Annotated in this window: 16 protein-coding genes, 1 pseudogene and 1 riboswitch; of the genes and pseudogenes, 3 read left to right on the top strand and 14 right to left on the bottom strand. The window is 71.7% G+C overall.

The window, feature by feature from the left end; translation table 11 throughout:
* Positions 1-807: 807 nt before the first annotated feature.
* The 3 genes from ACF08B_RS01950 to ACF08B_RS01940 all read right to left on the bottom strand — a co-directional run bounded on the left by ACF08B_RS01950 (position 808) and on the right by ACF08B_RS01940 (position 4,057).
* Positions 808-2,604, bottom strand: coding sequence for an acyl-CoA dehydrogenase (locus tag ACF08B_RS01950; protein WP_392315577.1), 1,797 nt, complete (start codon positions 2,602-2,604; stop codon positions 808-810).
* 60 nt (positions 2,605-2,664) lie between these two features.
* Positions 2,665-3,435, bottom strand: coding sequence for an SDR family oxidoreductase (locus ACF08B_RS01945; RefSeq protein WP_392315576.1), 771 nt, complete (start codon positions 3,433-3,435; stop codon positions 2,665-2,667).
* A 247-nt stretch (positions 3,436-3,682) separates the two neighbouring features.
* Complete coding sequence (locus ACF08B_RS01940) at positions 3,683-4,057, bottom strand: MerR family transcriptional regulator (protein ID WP_392315575.1); 375 nt, start codon at positions 4,055-4,057, stop codon at positions 3,683-3,685.
* 116 nt (positions 4,058-4,173) lie between these two features.
* Between ACF08B_RS01940 and ACF08B_RS01935 the strand changes: the two genes are divergently transcribed.
* Positions 4,174-5,250: an alkene reductase gene (locus ACF08B_RS01935; RefSeq protein WP_392315574.1), complete on the top strand. Its 1,077-nt coding sequence runs from the start codon at positions 4,174-4,176 to the stop codon at positions 5,248-5,250.
* Positions 5,251-5,460: 210 nt separating this feature from the next.
* On the opposite strand, the gene ACF08B_RS01930 is transcribed toward ACF08B_RS01935, so the two are convergent.
* Positions 5,461-6,261 (bottom strand): alpha/beta fold hydrolase, encoded by an 801-nt coding sequence (locus ACF08B_RS01930; RefSeq protein WP_392315573.1) that lies wholly within the window; start codon positions 6,259-6,261, stop codon positions 5,461-5,463.
* Between the two features lie 173 nt (positions 6,262-6,434).
* Between ACF08B_RS01930 and ACF08B_RS01925 the strand changes: the two are divergent.
* A pseudogene (locus tag ACF08B_RS01925) lies at positions 6,435-7,383 on the top strand (GlxA family transcriptional regulator).
* Positions 7,384-7,498: 115 nt separating this feature from the next.
* Here the strand turns inward: ACF08B_RS01925 and ACF08B_RS01920 are convergent.
* The 4 genes from ACF08B_RS01920 to ACF08B_RS01905 all read right to left on the bottom strand — a co-directional run bounded on the left by ACF08B_RS01920 (position 7,499) and on the right by ACF08B_RS01905 (position 13,884).
* Positions 7,499-8,473: an antibiotic biosynthesis monooxygenase gene (locus ACF08B_RS01920; protein ID WP_392315572.1), complete on the bottom strand. Its 975-nt coding sequence runs from the start codon at positions 8,471-8,473 to the stop codon at positions 7,499-7,501.
* A gap of 6 nt (positions 8,474-8,479) precedes the next feature.
* Complete coding sequence (locus ACF08B_RS01915) at positions 8,480-11,197, bottom strand: molybdopterin-dependent oxidoreductase (protein WP_392315571.1); 2,718 nt, start codon at positions 11,195-11,197, stop codon at positions 8,480-8,482.
* Positions 11,194-12,021, bottom strand: a complete 828-nt coding sequence (locus tag ACF08B_RS01910) for an FAD binding domain-containing protein (protein ID WP_392315570.1) — start codon at positions 12,019-12,021, stop codon at positions 11,194-11,196. The genes ACF08B_RS01915 and ACF08B_RS01910 overlap by 4 nt, the downstream gene beginning before the upstream one ends.
* Positions 12,022-12,363: 342 nt before the next feature.
* On the bottom strand, positions 12,364-13,884 hold the full coding sequence (locus ACF08B_RS01905; RefSeq protein WP_392315569.1) for a catalase: 1,521 nt from the start codon (positions 13,882-13,884) through the stop codon (positions 12,364-12,366).
* Between the two features lie 314 nt (positions 13,885-14,198).
* On the opposite strand from ACF08B_RS01905, the gene ACF08B_RS01900 reads away from it, so the two are divergent.
* On the top strand, positions 14,199-14,789 hold the full coding sequence (locus ACF08B_RS01900; protein WP_392315568.1) for a histidine phosphatase family protein: 591 nt from the start codon (positions 14,199-14,201) through the stop codon (positions 14,787-14,789).
* A 113-nt stretch (positions 14,790-14,902) separates the two neighbouring features.
* Here ACF08B_RS01900 and ACF08B_RS01895 read toward each other — a convergent pair whose 3' ends face one another.
* The 6 genes from ACF08B_RS01895 to ACF08B_RS01870 form a co-directional block, all read right to left on the bottom strand.
* Complete coding sequence (locus ACF08B_RS01895; RefSeq protein WP_392315567.1) at positions 14,903-15,655, bottom strand: CbtA family protein; 753 nt, start codon at positions 15,653-15,655, stop codon at positions 14,903-14,905.
* A 20-nt stretch (positions 15,656-15,675) separates the two neighbouring features.
* A complete protein-coding gene (locus ACF08B_RS01890) occupies positions 15,676-15,897 on the bottom strand; it encodes a CbtB-domain containing protein (RefSeq protein WP_093472862.1) in 222 nt (73 codons plus the stop codon).
* A 36-nt stretch (positions 15,898-15,933) separates the two neighbouring features.
* A riboswitch (cobalamin riboswitch) is annotated at positions 15,934-16,079 on the bottom strand.
* 94 nt (positions 16,080-16,173) lie between these two features.
* A complete protein-coding gene (locus ACF08B_RS01885; RefSeq protein ID WP_392315566.1) occupies positions 16,174-18,549 on the bottom strand; it encodes a glycoside hydrolase family 65 protein in 2,376 nt (791 codons plus the stop codon).
* Complete coding sequence (locus ACF08B_RS01880) at positions 18,546-20,645, bottom strand: xanthine dehydrogenase family protein molybdopterin-binding subunit (protein WP_392315565.1); 2,100 nt, start codon at positions 20,643-20,645, stop codon at positions 18,546-18,548. The genes ACF08B_RS01885 and ACF08B_RS01880 overlap by 4 nt, the downstream gene beginning before the upstream one ends.
* A 19-nt stretch (positions 20,646-20,664) precedes the next feature.
* A complete protein-coding gene (locus ACF08B_RS01875; protein ID WP_392315564.1) occupies positions 20,665-21,660 on the bottom strand; it encodes an FAD binding domain-containing protein in 996 nt (331 codons plus the stop codon).
* Positions 21,657-22,196 carry a 2Fe-2S iron-sulfur cluster-binding protein gene (locus ACF08B_RS01870; RefSeq protein ID WP_176985488.1) on the bottom strand — a complete coding sequence of 180 codons (540 nt, stop codon included), beginning with the start codon at positions 22,194-22,196 and terminating at the stop codon, positions 21,657-21,659. The genes ACF08B_RS01875 and ACF08B_RS01870 overlap by 4 nt, the downstream gene beginning before the upstream one ends.
* Positions 22,197-22,209: the final 13 nt, after the last annotated feature.

The raw sequence follows: 22,209 nt of genomic DNA, 5'->3' as shown, positions 1-22,209 counted from the left end.
TGGGCTGGCACTGCGCAGGACTGCTCGACCACGTGCGGAACGCCGGGCTGGGCGGACCGGAGAGGAGAGCACCTGGCCGCAGGACCGCTACAGCCGCGTTCTCAGCGACCGCGTCGGCGTGCGCGAACAGGCTCCCGGCTCACACGAGAAGGAGAGGAGAGGAGAGGGGGAGCCCTCAGGAGGTGGAGACGACGATCCCGCGGGCAGGCATCGCAGTGTCAGCGGCTTTGCACCGCCGCTGCCAGGCACGCGCCATGGGCGCACACCGGCCGCCGCCGGGGAGCACTTCCCGGGTCAGCGACAACAAAACGCGCTGGAGACGTGCGCCAGATCGATGTGGCGCCGCCGGGTCAGGTCCACGCGCGGGTTCATGGTTCGGGAGTTCAGCAGATGTCCACCGGGCTGGTCAAGAAGTTCCCGGGCAGGTCTTGCATTGCGGACACGGAGAACGTCTCCGCCTCCTCGGGACACCCTCACGTCACCTTCTGGCAGCAACGAACGAGAGGGCACGCCCACGGGGTCGGGCGAGCGTCGCCGCCGCGCTGCCGGTGACTGCGCGGAGAGTCGGCGCGGAGCGAGGAGGCGTCCCGTGTTCTGCAGGAGGTACCGTGCCACGTCCGTGCCGAGGGTGATCCCCGCCTCGTCGGCCGACCGGCTGTGGATACCGGAGAAGACCCGGGCGTCGACGTTCTCGTCCGAGAGCTGATTCCACGTGATGCAGGTCCGGGTCACGCCCGGCACCGTGGGACTGGTCAGTGCGAACGGAGCGGTACGCGGACCTACAGGCGCCGACAGCACGGTCTTGGCTCAGAAGCAGTCCGCGGGCATGTCGAGGGTGGTGCGGTCGAGACTTTCCAGCAGCGCGAACTGCGCCTCCACCTTCGGCAGTTCGTACCGGAAGAAGTACTGACCCGCCCGGCGCTTGCCCTCGTAGAAGGCGCCGCTGCGTCCGGCGGCGGCCAGCATCTGTTCCAGCCACATCCAGGCAATCACGACGTGTCCCACGGCCTCCAGATAGACCGAGGCGTTGGCGAGGGCGGTCTCGGCGTCCCCGGCCTCCCACAGGCGCCGCGTCACGGCGGCGACGCGGGCGACGGAGGTGTCCAGTTGCCGCCCGAAGCCGGCGACCTGGTCGTCCGCGGCCGCCGCGCGGGCGGTCGTCACGGAGACGGTCTCGATGAGCAGGCGGAGCCCCGCGCCTCCGTCCATGACGACCTTTCGGCCCAGCAGGTCGAGGCCGTGGACGCCGTGCGTCCCCTCGTGGATGGGGTTGAGGCGGTTGTCCCGGTAGAACTGCTCGACGTTGTACTCGCGGGTGTAGCCGTAGCCGCCGTGGACCTGGATGGCGAGGTTGTTGGCCTCCAGGCACCACTGGGAGGGCCAGCTCTTGGCGATCGGGGTGAGCATGCCCAGCAGCTGCCCGGCCCTGGCCCGCTCTTCGGCCGTCGGGGCGGTGCGCTCGTCGTCCAGCAGCCGCCCGCAGTACAGGATGAGAGCCAGCGCGCCTTCGACGTACGACTTCTGGGCGAGGAGCATGCGCCGGACGTCGGGATGCCCGACGATCGGGATCTGGGGGGTGGTGGCGTCCCTGGCCATGAGCGGGCGCCCCTGCGGCCGGGTGCGTGCGTAGTCCAGAGCGTGCAGATAGCCGGTGTAACCGAGCGCTGTGGCACCGAGTCCGACACCGATGCGGGCCTCGTTCATCATGTGGAACATGTAGGACAGTCCGCGGTGGGGTTCCCCGACCAGGAAGCCGACGGCACCGGGGGCCCCGCCGGGCCGGAAGGCGCCCTCACCGAAGTTCAGCAGCGTGTTCGTCGTCCCTCGGTACCCCATCTTGTGATTGAGGCCGGCCAGGGCGACGTCGTTGCGCTCGCCGAGCGTCCCGTCGGCCCCCACCAGGACCTTGGGGACGATGAAGAGCGAGAGTCCCTTCACCCCGGGCGGGCCGCCGGGGATCCTGGCCAGGACCAGGTGGACGATGTTCTCCGTCAGTTCGTGGTCGCCGCCCGAGATCCACATCTTGTTGCCGAACAGGCGGTAGGTGCCGTCGTCGGCCCGTTCCGCGCGGGTGCGCACATCGGCCAACGAGGATCCCGCGTGTGGTTCCGACAGGCACATGGTCCCGGAGAAGCGGCCCTCGACCATCGGGCGGACATAGGTGTCGATCTGCCCGGGGGTGCCGTGGGCCAGCAGCAGGTTCGCGTTGCCGATGGTGAGGAAGGGATAGGCGGCCGTTCCCACGTTGGCCGCCTGGAACCAGGCGAAGCAGGCGTTGGCCACCACGCTGGGCAACTGCATGCCGCCCACCTCGTGGTCCATGCCCCCGCCGATCAGGCCCGCGTCGGCGAAGACCTTCAGTGCCTCGTGGACTTCGGGGATGATGTGCACGCGCTCGCCGTCGAAGTGCGGCTCCTGGACGTCGTTCTTCTTGTTGTGCGGGGCGAAGTGCCGGGTGGCGATCGTCTCGCTGAGGTCCAGTACCGCGTCGAAGGTGTCGCGGGAGTGGTCGGCGAAGCGGGGGCGCACGGTCAGGGATTCGACGTCGAGCCACTCGTGCAGCAGGAAGTCGAGGTCTCGGCGGGAGAGCAGGAGGGGGGCCATGGTGTCCTTCTTCTCGGGTTCGGGCTGCTTGGACGAGAGAGGGGAGCTGTCGTCGGCCGGTCAGACCGTGGTGCCGAGACCGCCGTCGACCGGGATGACGGCGCCGGTGACGTAGGCGCCCGCACGGCTGGCCAGATAGACGGCGACGCCCGCCATGTCGTCCGGCCGCCCGATCCGGCGCAGCGGAGCCGCCTCCGCGATCGCCTCGCCCATGACGTCCAGGGTCGCGGCCATCATCTTCGACTCGAAGGGTCCGGGCGCGATGGCGTTCACCGTGATGCCCTGCGGCCCGAGCTCCTTGGCCAGCACGCGGGTCAGGTGGTGCAGGCCCGCCTTGCTGGCCGCGTAGGAGTAGGCCGAGGCCGGGCTGACGTGCAGGCCGTCGATGGATCCGACGTTGATGATCCGCGCAGGGTCCTCCGTCGACCCGCCGGCGCGCAGCTTCGGCAGGAGGGCCTGGGTGAGCAGGAAGGGACTGCGCAGGTTGAGGTTCATCACCTTGTCCCAGCCGCTGACCGGGAACTCGTCCAGGGGCGCGCCCCAGGTGGCGCCGGCGTTGTTCACCAGGATGTCCAGCCGCTCCTCGCGGTCGCCGATGTCTGCGGCGAGTCGGTGGCACTCCTCCTCGCGCGACAGGTCGGCGGGTAGCGCGACAGCCCGGCCGGAAGCGGAAAGCCCGCGCGCGGCCTCCTCGCAGGCTTCCGCCTTGCGGGAGCTGACGTAGACCTTGGCACCCGCTTCGACCAGGCCCCGGGCGATCATCAGGCCGATACCGCGGGAACCCCCGGTCACGAGGGCGGTTTTGCCGGAGAGGGAGAACAGTGAGGTCACGGTGGACTCCTGAGAGGGAGGGTTGCAGGGCAGGCTGTTCCCGCCGGCTAGATACTAAGCAGTCGCTTAGCTACTGGCCAAGCCCTGCGCCCACGAACACCGTTCAGGTGAGCACGCTCGCACGTCCAAGGTGCCGGCCGAGACGCTCCGGTCCGCCCGTCATTCATGTCCACCCACGCCGCTACGAGCTTCCCGACGGCCTGGACTCGTGCTCGACACCGAGAACTCGGCTGCCGCGCCGCGGACATCAGTCAGTCGCCGACCGCAGGTGCTCCTGATGCGCCCGCGCCATGGTCATGAGCCCGGCGAGGGCGTCCCGGGTGTGTACGAGGTCGGCGATGCGCTCGGACAGCCGGTCGTGCTCCTGCGCCATCCGCACCAGCGCGGCGTCGGAGTTCTCCTCACTGGGAGAATCGACGCACGGCAGCAGTTCGGCGATGGTGCGGCTGGACAGCCCTGCGGCGAACAGCCGCTGGATGAACACGACCCGCTCGACCTCGTGCTCCGTGTAGTGCCGCTGGCCGCTGGCACTGCGGGTACTGGTGAGCAGCCCCTGCTCCTCGTAGTAGCGCAGGGACCGGACGCTGACTCCGGCCCGTGATGCCAGCTCCCCGATACGCATGCCGTCCCCCTCAGTGCTGTGGGCTGAGCCACAACCCTTGCCCCTGACGTCAATGTCAGGTTCTAGCGTAGCCGCCGTGCCCGGTGGTCCGGCGCCGACGACGAAGGAGCCATGACATGACGAACTTGTTCACTCCGTACCAGCTGGGGGACCTGGCGCTGCCCAACCGGGTGGTGATGGCCCCGATGACACGCGTCCGTGCCGCCGCCGGCGGTCTGGCGACGCCGTCGATGGCGACCTACTACGCCCAGCGGGCCACGGCCGGACTGATCGTGAGCGAAGGGGTACAGCCGAACGTGGTCGGGCAGTCCAATCCCGGCACGCCGGGTCTGCACACCGACGAGCAGGTCTCCGCGTGGCGCCCGGTCACTGATGCCGTGCACGCCAACGGCGGACGGATCTTCGCCCAGATCATGCACGGTGGACGGGTTTCACACCCCGACACCACCGGTATGCAGCCGGTCGGTCCCTCGGCAGTCGCGGCCGAAGGATGGAAGCTGTTCACCCCGACCGGGCTCCAGCCGGCGGCGGTCCCGCGCGCTCTGGATACTGCCGAGGTGTCCGAGCAGGCCGAGTCGTACGCCCAGGCCGCCCGCCGCGCCATCGACGCCGGCTTCGACGGCGTGGAACTGCACGGCGCCAACGGCTATCTCATCTCGCAGTTCCTGTCGTCCAACGCCAATCTGCGCACCGACCGCTACGGAGGCTCGGTGAGCAACCGCATCCGCTTCGCCGTCGAGGCGGTGTCCGCGACAGCCGAGGCCATCGGCGCGGCCCGGACCGGAATCCGCCTGTCCCCGGGCGTGACCTTCTGGGGAGTCGAGGAGACAGAGGTCCCCGAGCTCTACACCGCGCTACTGACCGAACTGTCCCGCCTCGGGCTCGCCTACATCCACCTCGAAGCCACCGCCGAGGAGGAGGTGCTGGCCGGCCTGCGCCGCGCATGGCCGGGCACCCTGATCATGAACCCGGTGCTCCCGATGGGACCGAAGCACACCGGCCGGGACGAGGCCGACCACTGGCTCGACCTGGGGGCCGAGCTCATCAGCTTCGGCCGCGCCTTCATCTCCAACCCCGACCTGGTCGAACGGCTGCGCACCGGAGTGCCGCTCGCGCCGGTCGACGAGGCCACGTACTACCAGGGCGGCGACGTGGGATACCTGACCTACCCGGCGTACCAGTACACGGCCTGACACCGCTCCCCTGGCCCGGCCGACGGCCGGGGTAGGTGGGTTGTGTGACAGTGAGCGAACGGTGATCGGGGCCCTGTTCGGCCCCGCGCCGCATAAGTTGACGGCACACGCTGAAGGACAAGGCGGGCGTGGTCCGGTCCACATGGTCATAGGCGTCCCGGGCGCGAAGGCCGAACGGCCTGCGGGCGATGTGCGGCCGGAGTCGTGGGCCTACAGCTGGGCGACGAACGCGCCGATGTGTGCGGCCACCTGGTCGGGCACCTCCAGGGGCGAAAGGTGGCCGGTGTCCTTCAGGACCGTCAGCGAGGCGGTCGGGATCAGCGACAGCAGGTGGTCGGCGAGCACGGCCGGCGGGTCGACCTTGTCGTGGCTGCCCGCGAGAACCAGCACCGGCACCTCGATGGCTGCGACGCCGGCCGACACGTCCTGCACCAGGCCCTCGCCCGGCCACGCGAGACGGGCCTCGTCGCCGCCGCGCAGACTGTCCTCGACAACCTGCCGACGCAGCTCGGAGGACAGCCCGCCGTGGGTCAGCATGAGGTCGATGCTCCGCAGAACGGCCTCCTCGTCGTCGTAGGCGTGGGACACCGTCCGCTGCACCTGCCGGGTCACCCCGATCGGCGCGGGCGGCGCGGGCGCCACGAGGACGACTCCGGTCAGGCCCGCGGGCTTGCGTGCGGCCAGCATCTGGGCCACCTTGCCGCCCATGGAGTGCCCGACGAGCACGTAGCGGGAGTGCCCGAGCGCGTCGACGATCCGCTCCGCGTCCTCCGCGAGCTGCTCCAGGCCGAAAGGCCCGGGCACGCTCGCGGAGTCGCCCCATCCACGCTGGTCGTAGGCCACGAAGCCCTGCCCGGGGTCCAGCCGCCGCAGCACCGGGATCCAGGTGCGCCGTGAGCCTCCCCAGTAGTGCAGGAAGATCAGCGCCGGGCCGTCGCCGTCCCGGACGTGGGCGTACACCTGGCCTCCCCGCACGTCGAGGAAGCGGCCCACCACATTCTGCGAAGTCATTGTCAGTTCCTCGTCCACGGCCGGGGCAGTCGGACCGCTCCACCGGTGTGTGGAGCCGGTTGCCCGCGCCCGTGATGCGATCCTGCTCCGCCCACTCCCTCCCCGGCCATGGCTCATCTGCCAGTGTCCGCATTTTTTGGGCCAATGGGATGCGGATGTGCCACCATCTCGCCATGGACAAGCACCGCGTCATGGTTCTGGCGGTGGACGGCGTACTGCCCATGGATCTGGGGATCCCCACGCAGATCTTCAACGCCCGTCCGAACACCCCCTACGAGCTCACCGTGTGCGGCGACACCGAGGAGGCCGTGAGCACCAGTGCCGGTTTCACCCTCGGGCTGACCGCGGGGCTCGAGGCGCTCGCCGACGCGGACACGGTCGTCGTCCCGGGCTACGAGGACTACCGGCGCCCTCCGCACCCACGGGTGAGCGCCGCTCTCGAGCTCGCCGGCCGCGCCGGGATCCGCATCGCGTCCATCTGCACCGGCGCGTTCGCCGTCGCCTCCGCCGGGCTGCTCGACGGCCGTACCGTCACCACCCATTGGGCCAGCGCGGACGACCTCGAAGAGCTCTACCCCCGGCTGCGCGTCGATCGCCACGTCCTCTACATCGACAACGACACCATCCTGACCTCCGCGGGCGTCACGGCCGGCATCGACCTGTGTCTGCACATCGTCCGCAAAGACCTCGGCGCAGCCGTCGCGAACGACATCGCCAGGGAAATAGTGGCCGCCCCGCACCGTGACGGCGGACAGGCCCAATACATCGCGAGGAGCCTCCCCGCCCCCCGGTCCAGCACGCTCGCCGACACCCGCGACTGGGCCCTGCGCAGCCTCGGAGAAGACCTCACCCTCCCCCAACTGGCCGCACACGGCCGGTGTATCCCCACGCACCCTGACCCGCCTGTGGCGGCAGGAAACCGGCGTCAGCCCCCACCAGTGGCTCGTGACCGCCCGTACCAACCGTGCGCGGGAACTCCTGGAGACCACCGATCTCCAGGTGGAACAGATCGCCACCCGGTGCGGCCTCGGCAGCGGCGCGAACATGCGCGCCCGATTCCGAGACACCCTCGGCATCACGCCCACGGCGTACCGCCGCGCCTTCCAGTACCAGGCCGCCTGACGGCGCGGGTCGGGCGGGCGCACCGCAGCAGCGCTTGCGGGTCATCGGCCGTATCGGGGCGCTCGAACGCGAACCGCGCGACGGCGTCGGAGGCGTCGTTGCGGTGCGTCGCGCGTCAGGGCAGGGTCCACCAGCGGACCGTGACCAGGTAGAAGACGAGGGCCCAGAACGCCATCGCGACGGCGACGACGCCGAGGCCGCGGAGGTTGGTTCTCAGCGCCGGTTCGTGCCGGGGCGGCCGCAGCCAGCGCCCGAGCAGCGGGTTCACGTAATAGGGCATGGTCAGGAAGCTCATGAGGAGACTCGACAGCAGGTTGCCCACGAGCAGGCCGATCCAGAGCGGCAGGTGCAGCGGGGACAGGGCGAGCGTCAGCAGCACGACCGTCGGGTACAGGCCGACCCAGATGGCCAGGGAGGTCCTGGTCTCGGAGGGCGGCGGGGGTGCCTCCTCGCCGGTGCTGTCGAAGGCGAACCAGCTGCCGAAGGAGTTGTCGATCGTGTGCAGCCGGTAGGCGCTGAACTTCTCCCCCTCGGCCAGGATCTCCCGCCGTTGCGGCGACGTCAGCCAGGCGTCGAGGTGCTCGGCGCTGTCGTAGCGGTAGAGCGTGGTCCACTCCTCCTGGAGCCCCTCGACGGGGCGGAAGAGCTCGGTGCCGCGGAACCCCTCGAACTTGCTCTCCTCCTGGACCATGTGCTGCTGCCAGGCGAGGAAGTCGTCGACCTGGTGAGGGGGGACGCGGTGGGTGACCACCACGGTGACCAGCGGATCCGGTGACCGGGTGCCGCTGCTCACCACCTGCTGGGTCGCGGGACCGTCGACGTACTTGGCGCCGGAGTCGAGATACGTCTGCCTGGTGCTGCTGTTGATCCACGCCTGCAGGTGCGCCACCGAGTCGAACCGGTACACGATGACCCAGTCGGGCTGCAGCGGTGTCGGCGGGGAGATCTCCGCGCCGAGGAAGCCCGGGTAGCGGGCGGCCGCGGCGTTGAGGTTCTCCTGCCACGCCTCGAACTCCCGCTCCATCCCGGGGAGGACCTTCTGGCCGATGATCGCCGTCGCCGCGGTGGCAACGCTCCTTCCGGTACTCATGGTGGCTCAGCCCGCCCGCACCGACTGCTCCGCGGGGAGCCGGCCGTAGATGCGTTCCGGAGTCAGCGGCAGAGCCCGGTACCGGACGCCCGTCGCGTCGTGCACCGCGTTCGCGAGCGCGGGGGCCACCGGGTTGATGCAGCACTCCGCCATGCCCTTCGCCCGCACGGGCCCCACCGAATCCGTCGAGCCCACCAGAAGGACCTCGGTGCGGGGGACGTCGGCGTAGGCGGGGATGCGGTAGTTGCGGAGGTTCGGGTTGACCATGACACCGCTGTCGTCGACCTGGTGGTTCTCGGTCAGCGCGAAGCCGATCCCCTGGGCGACACCGCCCTCCACCTGCCCCCGGACCTGCGCCGGGTTGATGATCACTCCGGCGTCCGCCGCGTGCACGCTGTACAGGATGCGTATCTCGCCCGTCACGCGGTGCACGGCGACCCGGAATCCCTGCGTGTTGGAGGTGACGCTCCGGGGCGAGCCGTAGGCCTTGCGTGCGGCGGTGAAGCGGATCCCGCGGCTGCGGGCCAGGGCGACGAGTTCGGCCAGCGACACCCGCCGGTCCCCGCACAGGACTCCGTCGTCGTCCATCGCGCACATCACGACATGGACGCCCGTGTGCGCCGCGGCGAACTCCAGGATGCGGTCGCGCACGGCGTTGGCCGCCCGCAGGACCGCGTTGCCCGCGACGAAGAGGCCGGCGCTCGCGAAGGCGCCGGTGTCGAATCCCGTACGGTCGGTGTCGGACTGCACCAGACGGATCCGCGAGGGTGTCGTACCCAGTTGGTCGGCCGCGATCTGGACGTGCGCCGTGGAGGTTCCCTCCCCGAACTCGACGGTGCCGACCGCCACTTCGTAGAGGAGGTCGTCCCCCAGCGTGACCCAGGCCTCGGAGAGGTGCTCCGTGGGGGGCGCGGTCTCGTGCAGCGAACTCGCCACGCCGGCTCCGACGAGCCACTCGGGACCGGGGGGCGGCCGGTCGGCCGCCCGGGCCAGGGCGTCACCCACGAGGTCGACGCACATGGCGAGTCCGTCCTCGGTGAAGATCACGTCGTCGGGGCCGTCGTGCAGGGCGACCAGGGGCTCACCCGGCCGCACGATGTTGCGGCGGCGCAGTTCCAGCGGGTCGAGGTGGAGGGCGCGGGCCAGTTCGTCCATCGCCGACTCCACCGCGAACGCCGGCTGCGTCATCCCGTAGCCGCGCAGCGCCCCGCTCGGCACGGTGTTCGTGTAGACGGACCAGGCGTCGTACTTCTTGTTCGGGCAGCGGTAGATCATGACGGCGGCTCCGCCCGCGTACAGCGTTTCGCCGCCGTGGTTGCCGTAGGCCCCGGTGTTCGACACGTTGCGTACCTGGAACGCGGTGAGCGTGCCGTCCGCCTTCGCACCGAGCGTGACCGTCAGGGTCATCGGATGCCGCGGCGAGGCCGTGGTGAACTCCTCCTCGCGGGTGTACTCGAGACAGGTGGGCCGCCCCGTGTCCAGGGTCGCGAGTGCGACCAGGTCCTCGGCGATCACCTCCTGCTTGCCGCCGAAACCACCGCCGACACGCTTGCAGAACACCCTCAGCTGGTCCGGGCGCAGGGCGAACAGGTACTCCAGTTTGACCTTGGCGATCGACGGTGACTGCGAACTGGTGCGGACGGTCAGCCGGCCGTCCTCCATCCAGGCGACGGAACCGTGGGTCTCCAGATGCGCGTGCTGCACCCGCGGGGAGAAGTAGGTGCCTTCGTGGACCACGTCGGCGGCGGCGAATCCCGCGTCGACGTCGCCGATGTGCGAGTGGAGTTCGAGCAGGACGTTGTGGACGGGGTCGCGGACGAACGGATCGTGGGAGCCGTGCAGTTGGGGTGCGCCCTCGGCCATCGCGGCCTCCGGGTCGAACACCGCCGGCAGCACCTCGTACTCGACGCCGAGACGCCGGCAGCCCTCCTCCGCCGCCCCGACGGTGTCGGCCAGGACCGCCGCGACGCGCTGTCCCACGAAGCGGACCGTGTCGTCGAGGATGTAGGTGTCGTCCGGGTCGACCAGGTGGTCGGTGTGGATCGCGGTGGTGAAACGTCTGCGGGGTACGTCCTCCCAGGTGTAGACGCGGTGCACGCCGGGCACCGCCAGGGCGGCGCTCTTGTCGATCGAGAGGATCCGGGCGTGCGCGTGCGGTGAGTGCAGCACCTTCAGGTGCAGCATCCCGTCGATGTGGGTGTCCATGGTGAACTCGGCGTGGCCGGTCACCACGTCGTGGCCCGCGGGCGCGCCGACGCTCGTGCCGACGGCCCTGCCCGGTGCCGCCGTCTCCACGGCGCCGACGCCCCGCACGGCGTCCTCGATCGCCCGGTATCCGGTGCAGCGGCAGAGGTTGCCCTTCAACGCTCGTGGCAGATCCGCCTTCTGCTCCTCGGTGAGGGTCGCCGACGTCATGATCATCCCCGCGGTGCAGAAACCGCACTGGAAGCCGGGGGCCTCTTCGAACTGCCGCTGCATCGGATGCGGGGCGCCGGGCCGGCCGAGGCCCTCGATGGTGGTCACCTCGCGGCCGTCGGCACGGAACGCCGGGGTGATGCAGCTGTGTACGGGCGCGCCGTCCAGCCACACCGTGCAGGCGCCGCAGTCGCCCGCGTCGCAGCCCTTCTTGACGCCGAGGTGGCCGAGTTCGCGCAGAAAGGTGCGCAGGCACTGGCCGGGGGCCGGCTCCCGGTCGAACCCCCTGCCGTTCACGACGTAGCTCATGCCAGGTCTCCAGCCGTGAGTTCGCGGCGGATCTCTTCGGCGAAATACCGTGTCAGGTGCCGACGGTGGTCGGGGGTCCCGTTGGGATCGGCGAACCAGAGGCCGGCGGGCACGGCGTCGATGCTCTGCCGCAGGGTTCGGGCGTCGGGCAGGGAGTCGAAGGCGAAGCGGACCGGTCGCGTGGTCCCGGCGGTGACGGTGAGCAGCAGGTCGTTCGCTCCGGGCCGTTGTGTGCCGACGAGGAACACCGTGGAACGGCCGAGCCGGGTCAGCGTGAAGCGGCGGTGCGCGGTGCGTTTGCGCAGCGCCTGCTCCGGAACGGTGACGCGCCGGAGGATCTCCCCGGGGCCGAGGACGTTCCGGTGGTCGCCCGTGACGAAGTCGAGGGCGTCGACGAAGCGCACGGAACCGTCGGGCGCCCACAGTTCGTACCGCGCCTCCAGGGCGACCGTCAGCGTGATCATCGGGCCGGCGGGCAGGGACATGCAGATGTTTCCGCCGACGGTCGCCGCGTTCCAGACCTTGAACGAGGACAGGAACGCCTCACAGCTCTTGCGGAAGAGGATCCCCGCGGTCCAGCGCTCGGGCCACGGGTGGGCGTACAGGTCGCGGATCGTGCAGGTGGCACCGATCTCCAGGCCCTCGTCCGTGCGGGCGAGGGGTTCCCAGGGCAAGGACGTCAGGTCGATCAGCCGTCGCAGGCCGGGCTGCTCCGTGGAATAGAGCCATGTCCCGCCGGCGAGCCAGGCGTCGCCCTCGCGCCAGTCCGTGCCCGGCCGCTCGGACGGTCGCCGGATCACTTCGGTGATGGTGTTGAGGTCCATGGAAGCCGACCTACGGGTGAACGGAATGCGGAGCCGCCGACCGGCCCCCTGGCACTGTGGACTTTCCTGCTGGTCGAGCAGGTGCCGACCGCCTTCCCGCACCGTGCGGGGCGGCTCGGCCGCGTGGATCCCGCGGCTCGATTTTATCGCAGTACACGGGTCCGGGCTCGGGCAGAGGCGATCGAGAGTGGCCGGACAACTCCGTGGAGTCACCGTCGTGGAGAGGGGCCCGACTTCGCGCTCGGTGCGACGACGGCCGCCCCGGGTCGGGGAACCCTGGGGCGGCCGGTCTCGGGCTGCCGGGCGGCGCGCTCGGGGCGCGTCCGGTGGTCAGTGCTGTGGTCAGGCCTTGTGCTGCATCGAGCTCCGGGCCGGGTTGGCCTGTTCGGCGGCCTTGGGGTCCTTCTCGTCCGCCTTGGCCCGTACGCCGTCGGCGATGCGCTTGCCGATGGTCTCGTCGATGTTCGACCAGTAGGTGAAGGCACGTTCCAGGACGGGTTCGCTGACGCCGTTCAGGAGGTGCCCCACGACGTTGTCGACCAGGCGGTCACGGGCCGCGTCGTCCAGGACCTCGCGCACCAGGGTGCCGGGCTGCCCCCAGTCGTCGTCCTCCGGGTGGGAGACGTAGGCCGCGCGGGTGATCTCGCCGTCGGCGGTCCAACTGGGCGGGGAGCCGAAGCGCTCGGTGTCCGCCGCGGGTCCGCCCTTGGAGTTCGGGGCGTACACCGGATCGGTCGTGTTCCGGTACGCCATCGCCCCGTCCTTGGAGTACGTGTGGACGTCGACGACGGGGGCGTTCACCGGCAGCTGCTGGTAGTTGGCCCCGATGCGGTACCGGTGCGCGTCCGCGTACGAGAACAGCCGGGCCAGCAGCATGCGGTCCGGGCTCGGCCCGATACCGGGGACGAGGTTGTTCGGCTGGAAGGCCGCCTGCTCGATCTGGGCGTGGTTGTCGGTGGGGTTGCGGTCCAGGGTCATGCGCCCGACCTGGATGAGCGGATAGTCGCCGTGCGGCCACACCTTGGTGAGGTCGAACGGGTTGAACCGGTAGGACGCGGCCTCCTCGTACGGCATGACCTGCACGTACAGGGTCCAGCTGGGGAAGTCGCCGTCCCGGATGTGCTCGAAGAGGTCACGGGTGTGGTAGTCCGTGTCGGCGGCGGCCATCTGGTCGGCCTCGTCCTGGGTGAAGCACTCGATGCCCTGGTCGGTCTTGAAGTGGTACTTCACCCAGAACCGCTCGCCGGCCGCGTTGATCCACATGTAGGTGTGCGAGGTGTAGCCGCTCATGTGGCGCCAGGTCCGCGGCACGCCCCGGTCCCCCATCAGCCAGGTGACCTGGTGCGCGGACTCCGGGGAGAGGGTCCAGAAGTCCCACTGCATGTCGTGGTCGCGCAGGTTGTTGTCGGCGCGGCGCTTCTGGGACCGGATGAAGTGCTGGAACTTCATCGGATCCTTGACGAAGAACACCGGCGTGTTGTTGCCGACCATGTCGTAGTTGCCCTCGCTGGTGTAGAACTTCACCGCGAAGCCGCGCGGGTCGCGCCAGGTGTCCGGGCTGCCGCGCTCACCCGCGACGGTCGAGAAGCGGGCGACCAGGTCGGTGCGCGTGCCGGGCTGGAAGACCGCCGCCCTGGTGTAGGCGCTGACGTCGTGGGTCACCTCGAAATGGCCGAAGGCGCCGCTTCCCTTGGCGTGCGGCTGGCGCTCGGGAATCCTCTCCCGGTTGAACTGCGCCATCTGCTCGATCAGATACGCGTCCTGGAGCAGGATCGGTCCTCCGGGGCCGACGGTGAGCGAGTGTTCGTCGCTCTCCACCGGTGCGCCCGAGTCGGAGGTGGTGGCGGGGCGGATCTCCGTCATGAGGCTGCCTTTCGTCGTGCGCCGACGGCGGCGCAGCGGCTCCTGGGCGCCGGTCTCCCGCCAGCGGGGCGGCACTCGCCTCCCTGCGCTGTCCTGCCCGCGCACGCGCGGGGGGCCCGGCCGGCACCTGGCTTCCCACATCGCGTGACCCACGGGGAGCGGGCTAAACACCCTCGTCGCGATGTACCGCGGGTCGCGGGACGGGGTGCCTGCCTCCTCGGGGCGGGTGTTAGGTTCGCGGCGGGACCGCCGGGTCGCTCCCGGTACCCGGCCCCGGCGCTCGAATCCGGGACGGCAGCAGGAGGAACAGGCACGTGACCAGCCGCGTCACCCTCGTCTCGCCCGCGACGAGCCCGTCGATGCGGCGGGCCCGCTTCGACGACGGCGACTCGCTCGACGAGGCCGGGGCGGCCCGCGCCCGCGCCGCCGCCGGGCACCTGCGCGCCCCCGGCCGGGTGCTGACCTCACCGAGCGTGCGCTGCCGGGAGACGGCCGAGGCGCTGGGCCTCGTCGGTGCGCGGGACTCGGCGCCGGCCGGTCTGGACGCGGGCCGCTGGCGAGGCCGCACCCTGGAGGAGGTGGGGGCCACCGAACCGGAGGCCGTGGGCCGCTGGCTCACCGACGCCGGATCCGCGCCCCACGGCGGCGAGTCGGTGCGGGAGCTGTGCGAACGGGTCGGGCGGTGGCTGGACGCCGTACAGGGCACGGACGGCCGCACCCTCGCCGTGGTCGAGCCGGAGGTCGTACGGGCCGCGGTCGTGCACGTCCTCGGGCTGCCCGCGGCCGCCTTCTGGCGGCTGGACGTGCCGCCGTTGACGGCGACGGAACTGAGCGGCCGGGCCGGACGGTGGAATCTGCGGCTCGGTCAGCCGCCGGCCGGACCGGACGCGGCCGCCGCCTGCTGAGCCGGGGCGGTCGCCGTGGCTCAGGAGGCTGCCTCCCCGGCGCCGGCGCGGCAGCGTCGCCGCCGCGCGGCGCGAACACCCGTTCCGAACGGGCGTCCGGTGTCCCGGGACCGTCAGTGCGGGGCGGGAACCGTCCGTCCGGAAGATGCCTTGGCCGGCCGGGGGTTCAGCTGCCGCTCGGCCAACTCGCCGAAGAGCAGACCGAATCCGACCCACAGGACGGTCTGGATGGCCAGGGTGGAGAGCCGGAACCGCCACAACAGGCGGGCCGGGAAGTGCGCGGGCAGCTCGTTGACGGCGGGCAGGAAGGCGTAGGCGAGCCCGATGACGACGACGAAGGCGGCCACCGCGACGACGGTCGCCCACCAGTTGCCCAGACGGGGCGCGAGACGCTTGCCGAGGATGGTGGCGCCCACCGCGAGGAGCACGCTGAGGGCCATCATCAGGAAGAACAGGGTGGTCCGCTTGCCGATGGTCTCGGGCTGACCGACGGACGGCGGGTTGGCCGGGTACTTCAGGAACGGCACGACGTACACGGCGACCAGCGCGCAGCCGGACAGCAGCAGCGCGGTCGCCCGCGCGCTGAAGCGGCCGACACGGCCGAGCGCGAAGGAGTACGCGAGCGCGGCGATGCCGCCGAAGGCGACCCCGTAGACGAGGACGCCCGTGGCGAGGCCGGCGGTGGACTGCAGGGAGCGGGAGACGACTTCCATCTCGTGCTCGTGGGAGTGGGCGTCCTCGAAGGCGATCGCCTGGTCGACGCTCGGCTCACCGAGGAGGTAGGCCACGACGAGGGCGAGCACGCCGGCCACGAGGCCGGCGAGCATGCCCCGCACGAGGAGGTTTCTTACCGTTGCGGAGTTCATGGTGCGCGGCGTCCCTCGCGTCAGTGGCAGGGGAAGCCGAGCAGGTGGCGGGCGTCGTGCACCCACTCGTGGACGTCGGTGCCGTTGAACACGGACGTGGCGCCCTGCTCGGCGCCGACGAAGTAGAGCAGGACGAGCATCAGGACGCCGAAGAAGACCGCCCAGGGGGCTATCGCCTTCAGCGGCAGCGTGGCGGGAACGGCGGGGGTGTCGGCAGTCGGCTGGGCGACGGTCTGCGCCATGGCAGGGCCTCCTCTGGGAGTTCGCGTCCCATCTCGGTGGTGCACAGGACGACGGCCACGGGTCTGACTCGGCGGACCACCCCGAGGGGTGTCCCGCATACAGTGGCGCGACCGTGCCGGATTCCCACCGGCTTCCGTCTCGCCGTCGTCGATATCGGACAGACCGTACCGCGAGACGCGTGCGCGGCCAAGACCGCGTCCACCGCAGTGATCTTCCTCTCGTGACGGCACGTCAGATTCGGGACGCCAGGGGGTAGCCGTGAGACGGCTGAGGGACTACTCCGGGAGCACCAGACGGGCCGTCTCCCCCGGCCGTACTCCCACCGCCAGGTCCCGCAGGCGGAGGTCGATGGGGCCACGGCCGGAGGCCGGTACGGCGATCTCCAGCAGGCCGCTGCGCAGGCGCAGGTGGACGCCCCAGTGGCCGTGGTAGCGGATGGCGAAGCCGTAGGAGGAGAGTTCGGGCAGCGGGACGGGGTCCAGGCGCAGGGCGCCGCCCCGGGTCTCCAGGCCGGTCAGCCCGCGCTGGACGAGGTCGAGCGTGCCGGCCATCGCGCCGAGGTGGATGCCCTCCCCGGTGGTGCCGCCCTGGAGGTCGGCGATGTCGCCGCGCAGCGCCTCCTGGACGAAGGCCCAGGCGTCGGTCCGGCGGGCCCGGGCCAGGATCCAGCCGAGGACCAGGCCGCTGAGGGTGGAACCGTGACTGGTGCGGTGCAGGTAGTGGTCGACGGTCGCGGTCCAGGTCCGCTCGTCCAGCGGGTAGCCCAACCGGTCGAACAGGGAGTTCAGTTCGGGCGGGGCGAAGAGGTAGCCGAGCATCAGCACGTCGGCCTGCTTGGACGCCTTGTACCGGTTGACGGTGTCCCCCTCGGCCTCCAGGATCCGGTCCAGGCGGCGGATGTCGCCGTACCGTTTCCGGTAGCCGTCCCAGTCCAGCTCGGCGAGGCCGGCGTACCCCTCGAACTGGCTGATCACCCCGTCGTGGAAGGGGACGTGCAGGGTGCGGGAGACCTCCTCCCAGCGGGCGGGCTCGTCCTCGGCCAGTCCGACGGCCTCGGTGAGTTCGCGGCGGCGCGGCTCGGGCAGGGCGCTCAGCAGCTCCAGCGCGCGGGTGAGCACCCAGGCGGCGGTGACGTTGGTGTACGCGTTGTCGTCCAGGCCCGGCCGGCTCGCACCGGGGTAGGCCTCGTGGTACTCGTCGGGACCGACCACGCCACGGATGCGGTACCGGCCGAGGTGGGGGTCGTAGCCGGCGGAGTCCGCCCAGAAGCGGGCGATCTGGAGCAGCATCTCGGCGCCCTCGCCGTGCAGGAAGTCGAGGTCGCCGGTCGCCTCCCAGTACTGCCACACGTTGTACGCGACCGCCGAGCCCACGTGGTGCTGGAGCCGGGAGTGGTCGGGCAGCCAGCGCCCGGAGCGCGGGTTGAGGTGGAGCTGCTGGGTCTCCTCGCGGCCGTCGCTGCCGCTCTGCCAGGGGTACCGCGCGCCGCGCCGGCCGAGTTCGTGGGCGGCGTGGCAGGCGGCGTCCAGCCGGCGGTGGCGGTAGCGGAGCAGGGCGCGGGAGACCTCGGGCAGGTGCAGGTTGAGGTAGGGCAGGACGAAGAGTTCGTCCCAGAAGACGTGCCCGCGGTAGGCCTCGCCGTGCAGTCCGCGCGCGGGGACGCCGACGTCGAGGTCGGCGGTGTGCGGGGAGAGGGTCTGCAGCAGGTGGAACAGGTGCAGGCGCAGGATGCTGCCCGCCTCGCCGGGCACCTCCAGCGCCGTGCGCCGCCACAGCTGGTCCCAGGCCGCCGCGTGTGTCTCCAGCAGTTCGTCGAAGCCGGGCGCGTCCCGGACCCGGTCGACCGCGGCGCGCAGCGGGTCGCCGATGGCGGGGTCGCGGGAGGTGTGCAGCGCGACGGTCTTGTCGAGGGTGACGGTACGGCCGGGCGGCAGGCGCAACCGGACGTGCTGGACCGCCCGTCGGCCTTCGCCGGCGTGGGTGACCGGGGCGTCGGCGGTCAGCCGGGCGGCGAGTTCGAAACTGATGTCCGAGGTGCGGGTGCGGCAGCGCAGCCACACCGTGCCGGGTGCGGCGGTGCCGGTGTGGACGTGGGTGAGGTGCCTGCCGTCGAGGTCCCGGTAGCGGGCCACACCGGAGTTGGTGACCTCGCCGTCGATCGCGGACTCGACCTCCAGGTCGACGGTGTCGCCCTCGGCGGTGAACTCGGTGCGCAGAGCGGCGAGATGGGGGTCGTGCAGATGGACGAGGCGCAGTTGGCGCACGTGCAGCGAGCCGCCGGTGCCGAGGGGGTAGCGGGTACGGCGTTCCAGCAGGCCGGGGTCGAGGTGGAGCACCTGGTGGTGGTCGGTGACCGGGACGGTGTCCGGGGTGAGCCAGTCGGCGCCGGCCGGGCGGAAGCGCAGCGGCAGCCAGTTGGGCAGGTTGACCATGTCCTCGTTCTCGACCCGTCGTCCGGCGACCTCGGAGGTGAGCCGGTCGTAGCAGCCGGCGGCGTAGGTGCCGGGGTGGTGGACGGCGTCGGCGGTGCACTCGGGCAGCGCTCCCCGGGTCGCGAAGTAGCCGTTGCCGAGGGTGCACAGGGACTCCCGCAGCCGCTCCTCCTCGGGCCGGTAGCCGTCGTACTCCCAGGCCGGGCCCGTCACCGTCATCCCTCGGACAGCAGGGCGGTGAGGATCCGGTCCGGGGTGAGGGGCAGTTCGCGGAAGCGGATCCCGGTGGCGTGGTGGACGGCGTTGCCGACGGCGGCGGCGGTGCCGACGATGCCGATCTCGCCGATTCCCTTGCTGCCCATGGGGTTGAGGTGGGGGTCGTCCTCGTCGAGCCAGTCGGCCTCGATGTCGGGCACGTCGGCGTGGGCGGGCACGTGGTAGGCGGCGAGGTCGGCCTCCGCGAAGTCGCCGAACGCGCTGTCCATGGTGCTGTGTTCGGTGAGGGCCATGCCCAGGCCCATGGTCATGCCACCGGTGAACTGGGACCGTGCGGTGCGGGCGTTGAGGATCCGGCCGGCCGCGAAGATCCCGAGGAGCCGGCGTACGCGGACCTCGCCGGTGACGGTGTCGACGGCGGTCTCGGCGAAGTGGGCGCCGAAGGCGTGCCGGGCGTAGGGGCTGTCGGCGTCGGCCTTCCCGGTGGTGTCGGCGCGGACCTCGACGCCCTCTACGGGCAGCGGTCCGGTGTGGGCGGCCAGCCGGGAGGCCAGTTCGGCGCACGCCTCGTGCACGGCCCAGCCCCAGGAGGCGGTGCCCATGGAGCCGCCGGCGACCCAGGCCGGCGGCAGGTCGCTGTGCCCGATGTCGGTGCGGACGCGGTCCAGCGGCACGTCGAGGACGTCGGCGGCGATCTGGGTGAGGACGGTACGGGCCCCGGTGCCGATGTCGGTCGCGTTGATGCGGACGGCGAAGGTGCCGTCGGGCAGGGCGTGGGCGGTCGCGGTGGCGGGGACGGCCATGGTGGGGTAGGTGGCCGCGGCGACGCCGGTGCCGATGAGCAGCGGGCCCTCGCGGCGGTTGCCCGGGCGCGGGTCGCGGTCGGCCCAGCCGAAGCGGCGGGCGCCCTCGCGCAGGCATTCGGCGAGGTGCCGGCTGCTGAAGGGTTTGCCGCTGCCGGGCTCGCGGTCGGGTTCGTTGCGCAGGCGCAGTTCCACGGGGTCCATGCCGAGCGCGTCGGCGAGTTCGTCCATGGCCGATTCGAGGGCGTACATGCCGGGCGCCTCACCGGGGGCCCGCATCCAGGACGGGCTGGGCACGTCGAGTGGGACGACCCGGTGGGAGCTGAGCAGGTGGGGGGTGGCGTACATGATCCGGGAGGGCACGGCGGCCTGCTCCACGAACTCCTTCACCCGGGAGGTGTGGGTGGTCACCTCGTGCAGCAGGGCGGTGAGCCGGCCGTCGGGGCTCGCGCCGAGCCGCAACCGCTGGAGGGTGGGGGCGCGGTGGCCGACGACGGTGGGCAGGTGGCGGCGGGGAACGGCGAGGGTGACGGGGCGGCCGGTGCGCCGGGCGGCCATGGCGGCGAGGACGACGTCGGGGCGCGGGGTGCCCTTGGAGCCGAAGCCGCCGCCGACGTGTTCGGAGACGACGGTGACGGAGTCCTCGGGCAGGTCGAACAGCTGGGCGAGGACGGAGCGGACGACCGTACCGCCCTGGGTGGAGGTGCAGACGGTGAGCCGGTCGCCGTCCCAGTGCGCGGTGCTGGCGTGCGGTTCCATGGGGTGGTTGTGCAGCGGCGGCACGCGGTAGAGGGCTTCGACGCGGACGTCGGCGTCGGCGAAGGCGCCTTCCGGGTCGCCCTGCCGGACGCGGCCCGGGTAGCCGCCGTTGGCCTCCGCCGGCTCGTAGCCGTCCGGGTGGTCCGGGGTCAGTTCGGCGTCGTGCGGTGCGGTCCGGTAGCTGACGCGGACCGCGCGGGCGGCGGCGCGTGCGGTCTCCAGGGTGTCGGCGACGGCGAGGGCCACGCACCAGCCGCGGTGCGGTACGTCCGGGTTCTGCAGGACGGCGAGCGTGGCGTCCTCCGGCTCGGCGAGGCGCGGTGCGTCGCCGGGGGTGAGGACGGCGAGGACACCGGGCAGGGCGAGCGCGGCGGAGGCGTCGACGGCGGTGACCCGGCCGCGGGCGACGGCGGCGGGCACGGGCCAGGCGTACGCACGGCCGGGCAGGGTGTACTCGGCGGCGTAGCGGGCGGCGCCGGAGACCTTCTGGCGTCCTTCCCGGCGTTCGGCGGGAGCACCCAGGATGGTGCCGGTCATGGGGTCCTCCTGTGACGGCTCAGGCCACCGCGGGCGTCGGGGCGAGACGGTTCAGGACGTCCAGGGCGAGGTTGCGCGCCAGCGGCACCTTGTAGGCGTTGTCCCGCAGGGGTTCGGCGTGGGCGAGTTCGAGGGCCACGGCGCCTTCGAAGGCGTCGGGGCCGGCGGGGGCGCCCAGCAGGGCCAGCTCCGTGTGCCTAGCCCGCCAGGGCCGGTGGGCGAGCCCGCCGAAGGCGACGCCCACCTGGTCGACGACGCCGTCCGCGACCCGCAGCACGACGGCCACGGAGGCGAGGGCGAAGGCGTACGACGCCCGGTCCCGGGCCTTGCGGTAGGCGGAGGGGACGCCGGCCGTGGCGGCGGGCAGCAGCACTGCGGTGATCAGTTCGCCGGGACGGATCCAGGTGTCGCGTTCGGGGTGCTCGCCCGGCAGCCGGTAGAAGTCGGCGACCGGTACGCGCCGCCCGCCGTCGGGGCCGTACAGCTCGATCTGCGCGTCGAGGGCGGCGAGCGCGACGGCCATGTCGGACGGGTGGGTGGCGATGCAGCTGTCGGAGTGGCCGAGGACCGCGTGGTCGCGGTGGACGCCGTCGCGGGCGGCGCAGCCGGTACCCGGCTCCCGCTTGTTGCAGGGTTTGTCGAGGTCCTGGAAGTAGGGGCAGCGGGTGCGCTGGAGCAGGTTGCCGCCGGTGGTGGCGGCGTTGCGCAGCTGGCCGGAGGCGCCGGACAGGAGGGCCTGGGACAGGACGGGGTAACGGTCGCGGACGCGGGGGTCGGCGGCGAGGTCGCTGTTGCGGACGGTGGCGCCGGCGCGCAGGGAGCCGTCGGGCAGATCCTCGATGCGGTCCAGCGGCAGCCGGCTCACGTCGATGAGGGCCGTGGGGCGCTCCACGCCGAGTTTCAGCAGGTCGACCAGGTTGGTGCCGCCCGCCAGGTAGTGGGCGCCGGGGTGGGTCGCATGGGCCTCGACGGCCTCCTGGACGCTGCCGGGCCTGACGTAGGCGAAGCCGTTCACGGGATCACGTCCTCGACCGCCTCGACGATGCGGGGATAGGCGCCGCACCGGCACAGGTTGCCGCTCATGCGCTCGCGGATCTCGGCCCGGTCCAGCCGGACGGGCCGGCCGGAGGGTGCCGCGGGGTCGGTCACGTGGGAAGGGTGGCCGGCCGCGGCCTCGGCGAGCATGCCGAGGGCCGAGCAGATCTGGCCGGGGGTGCAGTATCCGCACTGGAAGGCGTCCCGGTCGAGAAACGCCCGCTGGAGCGGGTGCGGCTCCTCGCCCTCTCCGCCGAGGCCCTCGACGGTGGTGACCTCGCTGCCGTCGAGGGTGACCGCGAGCAGCAGACAGCTGTTGAGGCGGCGCCCGTCGACCAGGACGGTGCAGGCACCGCACTGGCCGTGGTCGCAGCCCTTCTTGGAGCCGGTGAGGTCCAGGTCCTCGCGCAGCAGGTCCAGCAGGACGCGCCGGTGGTCGACGGACAGGGTGTGCGGTTTTCCGTTCACCCGGAGGGTGATCTCCGAGCGGTGGCCGGGCTCGTGTGTGCTGGTCATGGCAGGAATGACC

The organism is Streptomyces sp. NPDC015139 (genome assembly GCF_043079785.1).
Taxonomy (GTDB): Bacteria; Actinomycetota; Actinomycetes; order Streptomycetales; family Streptomycetaceae; genus Streptomyces; species Streptomyces albidocamelliae.
This window is presented reverse-complemented; position numbering and strand designations above follow the sequence as displayed.